The organism is Tunturiibacter gelidiferens (assembly GCF_051013345.1).
Classification (GTDB): Bacteria; Acidobacteriota; Terriglobia; order Terriglobales; family Acidobacteriaceae; genus Edaphobacter; species Edaphobacter gelidiferens_A.
In genome coordinates this window covers 5,492,397-5,503,797 of sequence record NZ_CP132939.1, presented here as the reverse complement: position 1 = coordinate 5,503,797, position 11,401 = coordinate 5,492,397, and the positions used below count along the sequence as shown (strand labels likewise).

10 protein-coding genes and 1 pseudogene are annotated in these 11,401 nt (G+C 54.3%); 9 read left to right on the top strand and 2 right to left on the bottom strand.

The window, feature by feature from the left end; translation table 11 throughout:
* Nucleotides 1–368: 368 nt before the first annotated feature.
* From RBB80_RS27700 to RBB80_RS27685, 4 genes and pseudogenes are all read left to right on the top strand, one after another.
* Nucleotides 369–1,651 (top strand): annotated as a pseudogene (locus RBB80_RS27700) (sigma 54-interacting transcriptional regulator); the annotation flags it as partial.
* A 138-nt stretch (nucleotides 1,652–1,789) separates the two neighbouring features.
* The gene (locus tag RBB80_RS27695) at nucleotides 1,790–2,143 is read left to right on the top strand and encodes a helix-turn-helix domain-containing protein (RefSeq protein WP_433969914.1); all 354 of its coding nucleotides are present in this window, start codon (nucleotides 1,790–1,792) and stop codon (nucleotides 2,141–2,143) included.
* Between the two features lie 142 nt (nucleotides 2,144–2,285).
* Entirely contained in the window at nucleotides 2,286–2,594 is a 309-nt protein-coding gene (locus tag RBB80_RS27690; RefSeq protein ID WP_433965436.1) for a hypothetical protein, read from the top strand.
* A gap of 224 nt (nucleotides 2,595–2,818) precedes the next feature.
* A complete protein-coding gene (locus tag RBB80_RS27685) occupies nucleotides 2,819–4,087 on the top strand; it encodes an NAD(P)/FAD-dependent oxidoreductase (protein ID WP_433965435.1) in 1,269 nt (422 codons plus the stop codon).
* A 1,060-nt stretch (nucleotides 4,088–5,147) separates the two neighbouring features.
* Here the strand turns inward: RBB80_RS27685 and RBB80_RS27680 are convergent.
* Together RBB80_RS27680 and RBB80_RS27675 are read right to left on the bottom strand one after the other, a co-directional pair.
* On the bottom strand, nucleotides 5,148–5,378 hold the full coding sequence (locus tag RBB80_RS27680) for a hypothetical protein (protein ID WP_433965434.1): 231 nt from the start codon (nucleotides 5,376–5,378) through the stop codon (nucleotides 5,148–5,150).
* 76 nt (nucleotides 5,379–5,454) lie between these two features.
* Nucleotides 5,455–5,781, bottom strand: a complete 327-nt coding sequence (locus RBB80_RS27675; protein WP_433965433.1) for an enoyl-CoA hydratase-related protein — start codon at nucleotides 5,779–5,781, stop codon at nucleotides 5,455–5,457.
* A 416-nt stretch (nucleotides 5,782–6,197) separates the two neighbouring features.
* Between RBB80_RS27675 and RBB80_RS27670 the strand changes: the two genes are divergently transcribed.
* From RBB80_RS27670 to RBB80_RS27650, 5 genes are all read left to right on the top strand, one after another.
* A complete protein-coding gene (locus RBB80_RS27670; RefSeq protein ID WP_433965432.1) occupies nucleotides 6,198–6,806 on the top strand; it encodes an RNA polymerase sigma factor in 609 nt (202 codons plus the stop codon).
* 238 nt (nucleotides 6,807–7,044) lie between these two features.
* Nucleotides 7,045–8,331: a hypothetical protein gene (locus tag RBB80_RS27665; RefSeq protein WP_433965431.1), complete on the top strand. Its 1,287-nt coding sequence runs from the start codon at nucleotides 7,045–7,047 to the stop codon at nucleotides 8,329–8,331.
* Between the two features lie 181 nt (nucleotides 8,332–8,512).
* Nucleotides 8,513–8,977, top strand: a complete 465-nt coding sequence (locus RBB80_RS27660) for a tetratricopeptide repeat protein (protein WP_433965430.1) — start codon at nucleotides 8,513–8,515, stop codon at nucleotides 8,975–8,977.
* A gap of 644 nt (nucleotides 8,978–9,621) precedes the next feature.
* Nucleotides 9,622–10,542 carry a 3-hydroxyacyl-CoA dehydrogenase NAD-binding domain-containing protein gene (locus tag RBB80_RS27655; RefSeq protein WP_433965429.1) on the top strand — a complete coding sequence of 307 codons (921 nt, stop codon included), beginning with the start codon at nucleotides 9,622–9,624 and terminating at the stop codon, nucleotides 10,540–10,542.
* 73 nt (nucleotides 10,543–10,615) lie between these two features.
* Nucleotides 10,616–11,374, top strand: coding sequence for a hypothetical protein (locus tag RBB80_RS27650; protein WP_433965428.1), 759 nt, complete (start codon nucleotides 10,616–10,618; stop codon nucleotides 11,372–11,374).
* Nucleotides 11,375–11,401 lie beyond the last annotated feature (27 nt).

The following is an 11,401-nucleotide window of genomic DNA, read 5'->3' as shown; positions in this document are numbered from 1 at the left end:
ACTAAGGCTGCTTACACCAACGCCTCCGTGTGCTTGTCCGTCGCGCCGATCCACCGCTGAAGACGCGAACCGGGCATATGCCAATCGATAGGCAATTGATTACTGATCAGCGGGACGGTACTGACAAGTTTGACGTGAGAAGTAAGTCGCCCCCGCGCAACATCTTTCGGACTCAGTCACTTACATGACTTCCCGTGGCAAGGGGTATGGCCCTCACGATGCATAGTTGCAGAAGTAAATGTTGAGAATGTAAACGGACAGAAGATCCAAGGGCCCCGAGGGTCGTCGTCGCTGAGAATGATCGACGGAAAGAGGGATAGAGGAGGCGGCTATTGGGCACGACGGGCTATCAACGGATTCATTCATCCATGGAATCCCCCTGTCTTGCGGGTGAAGCCCCGCTGGGTCACGAAGGGGGTTCGCTTGCGTGGCTGCTCTGCAGCGAGCAGATATCCGAACAAACACTAAGATTGGCCGAAACTTTGAACCCCATTAGGAAAGACCACTCGGATCTGGTGAGCATGGAAGCAACTTCGCATCTCCCAATTCAAAAAGCAGAGCAGTCCGTGGAATCCCGATACGATGACGCGATCAACCTCGACGCATTCCGGCGGACGCAAGACGAATTGAGATCGGAGAGAGACCGACTGCAACTCCTACTTGAACTGACCAGCCAAATCGCGTCGAATCTGGAGTTGCGCGATCTCCTTCGCACGGTATCGGCGACGGTCCGCCGTCTAATGCGGTGCGACGCAGTCGCTATCCATTTGCCCGATGAAGAGCGCGGCTGTCTGCGGATCTTTGCGCTCGATTCCCAGGAACACAAGAGCGAATCTACAGACCATGATGGGCTGGAAGAGAGCAGTAGTGGCGAACACATTTCCGAGGTATTCCGAACTAGGCAACCGCTGGTGAATGCTCGGGATTTGCCGAAACTCCCTCGGAGAGTCCACGGGGATGCGCCACAATGCGGCTCTGCCGTGCCCCTCGTCAGCCGGGACCGAGTCCTGGGCATTTTGGAACTTTGGCGTCGCGAGGGTCATAGCTTCACGCCAGAAGATGTGGGCTTCTTGATGCAGGTAGCAAACCACGTGGCCATTGCAATTGAGAACGCACTTGCATTCGGTGAAATCAAGGGGCTTCAGAGCAAGCTTGCGAGAGAAAAACTATATCTCGAAGATGAGATTCGAAGTGAACAGGGGTTTGAAGGGATCATCGGTCGGAGCACAGCAATACGTTCAGTGTTGCGCAAGATCGAGACCGTTGCCCCGACCGACTCCACCGTATTGATCTGCGGCGAGACGGGTACCGGCAAAGAACTAATAGCACGTGCAATTCACGAACGAAGCCCTCGCCGTTCCAATGCGTTTGTTAAGCTGAACTGTGCTGCAATACCAACCGGACTTCTGGAGAGCGAACTTTTCGGTCACGAAAGGGGGCGTTCACCGGCGCGATTATGCAGCGACTTGGACGTTTCGAGCTGGCCGATCGAGGCACCGCATTTCTGGACGAGATCGGCGAAATTGCACTCGAACTTCAGCCCAAGTTGCTGCGCGTCTTGCAGGAAAGAGAATTCGAGCGCCTGGGGAGCACACGAACTCTGAAGACGGACGCCCGTCTTATCGCCGCCACGAATAGAGATCTTGCTGAGTGTGTCGACGAACAGAAGTTCCGCGCAGACCTCTTCTACCGACTAAACGTGTTTCCAATTTTTGTACCGCCGCTTCGCGATCGGCCGGAAGATATTCCGCTCCTGGTACGACATTTCGTGCAGTACTTTGCGCGGCGGATGAACAGGACAATTGACACAATCCCTTCCGAAACGATGGACGCGTTGGTCCGGCATTCGTGGCCCGGAAATATCCGCGAACTACAGAATTTGGTTGAGCGGTCGGTGATTTTGTCTCTAGGTCCAGTTCTGGAGGTTCCTCTTGCTGGTCTTCATTCCGGCAACGCGCCGAGTCCAGACGGTGCAAAGCGACGGACGCTGGAGGAAGCAGAGCGCGAGCACATCCTTGCGACCTTGAAGGAGACAAAATGGAGAGTGTCCGGAGCACGGGGGGCGGCAGAGCGTCTAGGAATAAACCGTTCTACGTTGCAGTTTCGTATGAAGAAGCTAGGGATTATGAGACCAGGATCCTGAGGGCAGGCGCCTATAGGTTGGTAAAGGGTATTCCGTTACTACTCTGGCTTTGGCAACAATGTACGGCCGTAGTCAACCGCCTCGCTGGACAACGATTCGGCCACGCAGTTTGGTGGTGCGATTGCACTGTAGGGAGCGATTCATGGATGGCGCAATGCTCAAAATTACCGTGCAGGACACTCCTAAACAGCTCACATTGAAACTCGAAGGCAGTCTGGTGGGCGCCTGGGTTTTGGAAGTGGAGTGCGCTTGGCGGTCCTCAAATGCGGAACTTGCCAACCGCCTGCTTTGTTTGGATTTGATTGAAGTGGACCAGATTGATGATGCAGGACGATATCTCCTAGTCCTCTTACACGAGCGCGGTGTACGACTGGTTGCCACAAGTCTCGTAATGACGGAGATTGTTGGGTCCATTACGCAAGATTGGCCGCTGAAGAAGAGGAGCCTTTGAATACGCGCCTCCCGTTCTTACAACATTGCCGTCAAGACGAGGTTTCTCGGGCAATCGTCAATATCCCGGCAACAAGCTCATTCAGCCAAGCGAGTGAACTGGAATGACATTGCTGCTTGCAGTGCGGGGCCTAAACACATCCGGATAAGCCATTGCATCGTCTCCTCGATGGGGGCAGCGGATGCTCAGTCCCATTGCCGTTGTTTGAAAGGTTGGTGAGAGTTATGTCGCAACACACGCCGGTTGTTGTTATCGTTGGTGGAGGCTTCGGAGGGCTATCGACTGCCCGCGCGCTAAAGAAAGCGCAGGTGAAAGTGATATTGATTGACCGTAACAATCATCACCTCTTTCAGCCTCTTCTCTACCAGGTAGCCACTTCGGTTTTGGCTCCCGGGCAAATTGGATCGCCCATCCGCGGCATTTTACGGAAAAGCGAAAACACGACGGTTATTCTCGGCGATGTCACGGGAATTGACACGGCTGCGCGCTGTGTCCTCGTCAACTCTGCAGACCGAATCGGGGTTAAAATCTCGTATGACTACCTTATTCTCGCTACAGGCGTGCAGCACAGCTATTTCGGACATGATGAGTTTGAAAAGTACGCTCCAGGCTTGAAGAGCTTGGCGGACGCGGTCGCCATTAGAAACAAGATACTGCGGGCGTTTGAACAGGCGGAAGCCGAAGAAGATCCAAGCCATCATAAGGAATTACTCACGTTTGTTTTGGTGGGAGCCGGCCCTACGGGTGTCGAGATGGCGAGCGCGATCGCCGTCATGGTGCGCAGTACGCTAAAGCACGAGTTCCGACGGATCGACCCAGCCTCAGCACGGATAGTTCTGGTGGACATGGCGACCAGGCCTCTCGGGACTTTCGCTCCTGAACTTTCGGACGCTGCTCAACGACGCCTGACAGAGTTAGGAATAGAGGTACGGTTGGGGCACGGCGTGGATTCGATCGACGACGAAGGAGTCGTAGTCGCCGGTGACCGGATTGTGAGCAAGACGGTCATCTGGACGGCGGGCGTTGCTCCTTCACCCGCAGGCAAGTGGCTTAATGCCGAGACCGACCGCGCCGGGCGTGTGCGAGTCAGAAGTGATCTTACTGTCCAGGATCATCCGGAGATTTTCGTAGTTGGCGATACGGCCTCGCTCGATCAGGACGGTAAGCCGTTGCCAGGGGTGGCGCAGGTAGCAATGCAACAAGGGCGCTACGCAAGCAGTCTCATCCGCTGCCGGCTCGAAGGCAAGCCATGTCCAAGTCCGTTTCGCTACTTCGACAAAGGAAACCTGGCGGTTGTAGGCAAAGGTTTCGCAATCCTGCAGAGTGGCAAAGTTCGTCTCAGCGGGTTGCTCGCGTGGCTTGTCTGGGCCGCGGTTCATCTACAGTTTCTGGCTCAATCGAGTCTCCGAGTGAGCGTATTTGTGCAGTGGGTGTGGACCTATGTGACGGGGCAAAGGGGCTCCCGCCTCATCGTGAAGCATCACTGCGACTGACATGTGCGATTGCGTACCTCGTGATTTCGTTAGAGATCCGTTCAGGATTGTTTTCTGCCGAAAGCCACATCGCAGTTCCTGGTTGATGTTATTGGCGGGTGCTAAAGAGCTATCTCTCGCCAGACGATTGGCACACTCGGAGAAGCACACCGAAGGGCCCATCCGGTGCAGTCGATGGGATAATCACCGCACTTGCACTGGCAAACTCCGGATTGCATTCACAACACGTTTTGGTCTTTGGTTTGCACTCGTCATGACAAGGAATCGTTGGCCCAGCGGACGGACCCCGGTGAAAGTGTTGGTCACTCGATGCTTCTCTTGGCTCGGTCCCAATGAGGAGTTGTAGGAGCGTTGACTCGAAGATAACCTCTGTCAGGTGCTCTTAACTTCGCAGATACGAGCTCTATGTAATTGGCGTACTTGCTTTCGCTGACTACTCTCACGAGAGGCCGAAGACGATGCGACGGGTTTCCATTTGACACCGTCAGCTATCTGAAAGCATGCAGTTCAAATGCTGCGAGTCCTCGTCGTCTCTAGTTTCAGTCAATTGCAGGTGGCCCTCGCGTTGCAATACGGAGTCGTGAGGTATCGAGAAGATGACACTGGACTGCCAATTCTCGATCGTCGCATTCGTAGCCATATCGCTGCAGCTCATGACATCGATCAACCTGATGTTCGGCAGATCTGTGGTTAAGAAGTGCGATATTTGGCGCGAGACGGACCATTCGCCCCGGTAGAGGTATTTCGGGCGCTCGACGCTTTTAGTGACGCCTCAATGATGAGGCGCAAACTGCGTTAAGTCGCAAAGGCGATGGCTTACGACCCGGTGGATACTGATAAACTCTCCCGCCACTACGCAACTTGCTTTTGGGGAGGCTTTCAGAAAAACGAAAAGACCAGGACCAGAGCGCCATAACCCGTTCTGCGCTTCTATAACTGAGTATCAAGCGTCGGCCCCGGCTTGTATGCCGAGGCCGGAAGGAAGGGGGCGATTGAGCGAACTTAAGCGGTTTCGCTGGAATTGAATGGGAATTACAGACTTGACTCCCTGCAAAGTTGCTTAGCCGCTGCGCTCTACAGTGATGGTTATCTCGTCGCCAAGAGCTGGAATAACAGGATGGCCTGGGTAGAGGGTCATTTTCAGAGATACAGGGTAATTCCGCTCCACTTCATCCCTCCAGGTTCCCGATGCTCTCAGCTCGACGGCTTCTCCCATAATGGTTGAAGGGACATACTCAAACGGTATGACCTTAAGATTCGTGACTTTCAGATTTGTTGTAACCTTTTCCATATTTTCTCCCTAGATTCCGGCCTCAGTCCGGATCTGGGTTACGGTCAAACTCAACAGGGAGTCAAGTATGTAGTTCCTAATTGAATCGAGGATGCCGCTTCTCGAAGAATGCGGTAAGCGCCTCTCGAGCGTCGGCCGAACGAACTCTTTCGCTAAACTCCACCAGTTCGTCCTGGACAGCCTGCGCGACACGGGGTCGTGTTTGACGGCGCAGAAGTTGTTTGGAAGCTTTGATTGCAGCCAGTGGCTTCTGTGCCAGCTCTTGAGCGATTTTTTCCGCCGAGCCAAGGACTTCAGCATCGGGGAGGACCTTGGTAACCAGTCTCAAATTCAGGGCAGTGGGTGCATCGAAAGGATGTCCGAGAAGAATGATCTCAGCCGCACGAAGGTAGCTGTCGTGCATCACGGCACCATCACCTGCGCAACTAAAGCAAACAGATCGGCATACTGCTGATCACAAAAAACAATCCGCCAAGAGGACGTTGCAGTGTCAGTAGGCGACCGACCGCACTAGAGATCCTTTCCGCCGGTCCCACCCATCCACTCGTCATCACAGTTATCTAACAGTTCCTAACGCTACACTCGTACCGAATCTCTGTCATTCTCGCTTGTACAGCGCGTGAGATCGGATGTGACAGAGAACTCTCGCGAGGTACGAGTCCTTGCATTGGTACCTATGCGTAAGCAAGGAGAGATCCGCCGTCAATTGAGGATTTAGCAACGGCATTCGGGTAGCCAAGGTATTCATTCTTCAAATGATCAATCTGTTTCTGTTGAAATCCTGTCTTCGAACCTAAAACCTCAATCGGGGCAACTCACATGAACTCACCTATCTATTCCGGCAGTGACGTATCTCTCGATCGCAGTTCGATGGCGATGAACGACGAGCTGTTGGTTTTGGCTGCAAAATCTGGAGATACCACCGCTTTCGTTGAACTCAGAAGACGACATGCCACAAAAGTCATGCGGACGATATACCGCGTCACCAGGAACTGGGAAGACGCAGAAGATGCTCTGCAGGATTCCTTTCTACTGGCTTATCTTCATCTGAATAAATTCGAGAACAGATCCACCTTTGCATCCTGGCTCACCAGAATCGCGGTCAATTCGGCTCTCATGATTTTGCGGAAGAAGCGTCCCCACGAAATCTCGATTGACGATACCCGCGCCGGCTTCGAAGCCGGTGACAAGTGGGAGCTGCGGGACCTTAGGGACGATCCTGAGGCCCGCTATGTTCAGATTGAGAGGAATGAGAAGCTCAGAAGCGCGATACTGCGGTTGCGGCCTAATCTTCGAGATGTGCTGGAGTTGCAGCAGACACAGGAATACAGCGTAAAGGAGCTGGCACAGGTTCTCGGTATTTCGTCAGCGGCCGCCAAATCGAGGGTGTTGCGCGCAAGGATGGCTTTGCGCGCATCTCTGCAATGATAAGTTTCGTAGCCTGACGCATGCGCGGAACGGTCGGGGCAAAGACGGGAACCGGACATATGCCAATCGATAGGCAACTGGTTACTGGTCAGCGGAACGGTACTGACAAGTTTGATGTGAGAAGTAAGTCGCTCCCGCGCAATATCTTTCGGGCTCAGCCACTTACATAACTTCCCTTGGTAGGAGCGGTATGGCCCTCACGGTGCATAGATGCAGAAGTAAATACAGGAGGCGGATTGTGCAGACAGTTATTACTCCACGCGTCTTCTCGCGGCTGACGCAGAGTCGGGACGCGGTGTTACGCCCGAAGATGAATAAAATACAAGATCGAGTTCGGGATTGCACCAAGGACGTGTCTTTGAGTGCCGGCGATGGGTTCGATGCGAAAGAGCCATCGGAATCTATGGTCCTCGAGCAGTTGGGCCGCATCTTGCAAAGTCCGATCTTCGTCCAATCGAACCGGCTTAGCCGCTTTCTTCGCTTCGTAGTTGAAGGCACCTTGAGTGGCGAGGGCAGCGTTCTTAAAGAGTATGTTATCGGCACCGATGTGTACGATCGGAAACCTCCCTATCACCCCAGCATAGATTCAATTGTCCGGACAGAGGCACGCCGGCTAAGACGCAAACTAAAGGAGTACTACGAGTCTGAAGCAAAAGCGGACTCAGTATTCATATATTTCCGGACAGGCAGCTACGTTCCCGTATTCCGAATGAGGGAGCAGCCCTCAACTGAGAGTCAGTTGGAAGTAAATATCGACGTTGAGTACCCTGGCGAGAATCGTGGCATTTCGATAGGGGTCATACCTTTTATCGATCTATCTGATCATCCGCTCGCGACGGATTGTGCGCGAGGCATAACTGAGGAATTGGGCTATGAATTGGCGCGGCTTGGCAGATGCCGAGTGATCGCCGCTAGTCTCGCCTCACAACTGACTGCTGAGATTTCGGACATCCCCTCCCTGGTTCGTAAGCTGGGTGTTCAACTCCTCTTTGAAGGTACCGTCAGGAAAGAGAATACCCAGTTACGCATTACTTCGCGAGTTGTCGATAGGGATGGATTTCAACTCTGGTCACAGCGGTTCGATACCGAAGCGGATCGGCACGCCCTTTTCGGTATTACGGAACAAATTGCGTCCGCGCTCATAAGCAGGACGCGTCCCAACGAAGCGCATATTCGGCGGCCACATAGCTTGCTGGGATCGATATGCCCCTCGGTTCTGAGCGCCGAAGCGATGATCGATGAAGGAGCTCCAACTGAGATATCGGCTGCGCTGTCGAAGTTCCAGGAGATAGTCGAGGCTATGCCCGGGAATGCACGAGCTCATTGTGGCATCGGACAGTGCCACTACGAGATCGCCCTTTCTGGCAATGCCGGTTCCGCCGATGCTGTTTTCCAAGCAAAGAGGGCCACCCTTCAGGCGCTCGCGCTCGACACACGGTTGGCAGCGGCTCATGCCTGTCTGGGCAGCATCCTCGCTTTGGAGTTCAACTGGGCCGCTGCAAAAAAAGTTTTGAGCATGCACTGAATCTCGAAACGGACCCGATGAGCTACAGACAATTTGCACTCTTTCTGACCGTTATGGGTCAATTCGACGAGGCTTGGCATTATCTTCGGAAGGCTCAGCGAATTGACCCGTTTTCACACAGACAGAAGCTCGCCTGCATGAAGTATCTATATTTCAGTCGCCGCTATGAGGAGGCGGTTGAGTGCTCCTCCGGGCCACTGGTCTATGGCACGATACCCTGGAAGCGCGACTCTATCTAGCTTTCGCGCAGTTGCAGCTCGGCCGGCGAGATGATGCCAGGCGGTTGGCAAACAGCATACTGCCCGACTCGGTTAGAATGCCTCGCCTGATGACCTATATCGCAGAGGTCTTGGCTCGTTGTGGGGATACCGTCCAGGCGAATCAAATCGCCGTGAACTATAAGCTGCGGTCTCAAGATTCACCTGTCAGTAAGTTCCGGCGGGCCTCGCTGGAGGTTGCATTGGGAGAACCGCAGAATGCCACTTTCCTTTTGACTGCAGCCCGTAAAGAGCACGAGCCCGAATTGCTTTGGCTGGCGGTCGACCCACGATTCGACCCTATTTGCGACATTAGGCAGTTCGAACGAATTAAGGAAAAGCACGAAATCAGACGCGAAAGGTCAGATCCTGAAATGGCCTTTCTGTAAGGTGCGCAGCGCAAATAGCGAATGCGTATCGAACTGACCTGTTTTATCAGTGAATCTATGACTCTCCTCAGCTGCGCCTTCTTGTATCGGGGAGTCTACTTCTTCGTAGATCAAACGCTGCCGCTCGTCAATTGCTGACAGCTTCGATTTTCTATCTGCCGGTGGTGTTCTTCTGATGCTTCTCGATAGGAAGTAGTCGGCCCTCTTCAGAGGTGTTATTGAACCACCTTTGACATCGTCCGTCGTCAGTTCCCACCAGTCATTCCAACTTCGCCTGTTACGGGCCAAACGTGGCTAATTCATCTCCGCGCGAAGGAACCGGTCTTATTCCAGGACGTGAGAGTTCAGGATTCTGCGGACGTCTATCTCTGGCTGAGGACGCCGACAACCAAGTTGCCAACCGGCTCGCAACAGATAACCCGTTAGCGCTGTCTCGTTCAAAGCGACGATTCGAATCCCGGTTTCCACTCTTGAAACTCCCCTTGACTCAACTGTTTGAGCAGATCGCGGAGTTTGGCCCACGGTGGCGCGAGCCGTGCAACGGAAGGGAGATGAATCCATGCGAAGGGAAGCCTAGCGCAGACGATCAACCGCCGCAAACTTTTGTCAACATCACTCGATTGGACAAAAAGGAGAAGTGAAACATGTCTTTTACTAAACCGGTAAACCGAATCGCGATTGTGGGTACGGGAGTAATTGGAGCGAGCTGGGCGGCACTTTACCTGGCACGTGGTCTCGATGTGGTTGCCACCGATCCAGCCCCTAACGCGGAAGAGAACCTGCGCGAATATGTCGATAGTGCGTGGCCTGCGCTTGAGCAGTTGGGGCTGTCTGCCGGGGCCACGAAGGAGCGACTCTCGTTCACCGCCAAGTTGAACGAAGCGCTGCAGGGCGTTGACCTGGTCCAGGAGAACGGCCCAGAAAAGCCGGACTTTAAGATCAAGTTGTTCTCCGACATGGACGCGCTCACACCGGCGACCACCATTCTTGCCTCCAGTTCTTCGGGCATCCCGATTGGTGTTAGCCAGTCGCAGTGCAAACATCCCGAGCGCTGCGTGATCGGACACCCCTTCAATCCTCCTCACCTCGTTCCCCTCGTTGAAATCGTCGGTGGCGAAAAGACATCGGCTGAGACGATCGAGCGTTCGATGGCGTTCTACGCTTCGATCGGAAAGCGACCGATTCACGTGAAGAAGGAAGTGGTCGGTCATGTCGCGAACCGTCTCCAGGCCGCTCTCTATCGCGAAGTTGTGTACTTGATCGACCAGGACGTACTTAGCGTCTCGGACGCGGATGCAGCGGTGAGTTGGGGACCGGGACTGCGTTGGGGCCTCATGGGACCAAACCTACTCTTCCATCTCGCCGGCGGCCGGGGCGGTATCCATCACTTCATGGAGCACCTCTCAGGTCCGATGAGCACATGGTGGAAGGACCTCGGCAATCCCGAGTTCACACCCGAACTAAAGAGAAGATCTCCCAGGGCGTTCTGGAGGAAGCCGGCAACCAGTCGATCAACGACCTCGCCGAAGAGCGCGACAGGCTCTTGCTCGGACTGCTCGCCCTGAGACGCACCGGGAAGTAGAGGAGTTCGAGAGTCACCCATACGCAATTGGATGAACGCAAACGGAGAGGAATCCTATGTCATCGACACCAAACGACACCAAGGCGATTGCGAACAAGAGCGGTCGCGTGTTCTTCATCGACGCAAGCGGTGGCCGTCTGCTCTCCGTCAACCCTGACGGAAGCGACGTCAAGGAACTTGTCACCGGTCGTCATCGCATCCCAGACGGGATCGTTGTGGATGTAGAGCACGGCCACATCTACTGGACGGAGATGGGTATTCCGAACAAGGAAGATGGCTCGATTGAGCGCGCCAACATCGACGGCAGCAATCGCGTCACCATCGTCCCGAACGGAAAGACCTTCACCCCAAAACAGTTGCAGCTCGACAAGCGTAACGGCAGGCTTTACTGGTGCGATCGCGAGGGAATGCGTGTTATGCGCTCGAACCTCGACGGCTCCCATCTTCAGACCCTGATTCAAAACGGCCTTGGTGAAGCAGACAGAGCCGACCTCACACGGTGGTGCGTTGGCATTGCGATCGATGTGCAGGACGGCAAGCTGTACTGGACTCAGAAAGGCATCGACAATGCCGGCGTCGGAAGAATCTTCCGAGCCGGGCTCGAGGTACCCAAGGGAGAGACTCCCACCTCACGTAGCGATATCGAAGTGTTGTTCGACCAGTTGCCGGAGCCCATCGATCTCGATCTTGATCTCGAAAACCGGTTCCTTTACTGGACCGATCGTGGCGATCCCCGCGCGGCAATACTGTCAGCCGGGCACCGATCGACGCTGCGCCTCACTCAGTTGAGCCCGAGATCGTCTTTACCCATTTGATGGAAGGCATTGGGCTCGCACTCGATG

Bases quoted from the DNA above. Each gene is read 5' to 3' on its own strand.
- RBB80_RS27695 (WP_433969914.1), top strand. From the start codon at position 1,790: ATGAACAGGACAATTGACACAATCCCTTCCGAAACGATGGACGCGTTG.
- RBB80_RS27690 (WP_433965436.1), top strand. From the start codon at position 2,286: ATGGATGGCGCAATGCTCAAAATTACCGTGCAGGACACTCCTAAACAG.
- RBB80_RS27685 (WP_433965435.1), top strand. From the start codon at position 2,819: ATGTCGCAACACACGCCGGTTGTTGTTATCGTTGGTGGAGGCTTCGGA.
- RBB80_RS27680 (WP_433965434.1), bottom strand. From the start codon at position 5,378: ATGGAAAAGGTTACAACAAATCTGAAAGTCACGAATCTTAAGGTCATA.
- RBB80_RS27675 (WP_433965433.1), bottom strand. From the start codon at position 5,781: ATGCACGACAGCTACCTTCGTGCGGCTGAGATCATTCTTCTCGGACAT.
- RBB80_RS27670 (WP_433965432.1), top strand. From the start codon at position 6,198: ATGAACTCACCTATCTATTCCGGCAGTGACGTATCTCTCGATCGCAGT.
- RBB80_RS27655 (WP_433965429.1), top strand. From the start codon at position 9,622: ATGTCTTTTACTAAACCGGTAAACCGAATCGCGATTGTGGGTACGGGA.
- RBB80_RS27650 (WP_433965428.1), top strand. From the start codon at position 10,616: ATGTCATCGACACCAAACGACACCAAGGCGATTGCGAACAAGAGCGGT.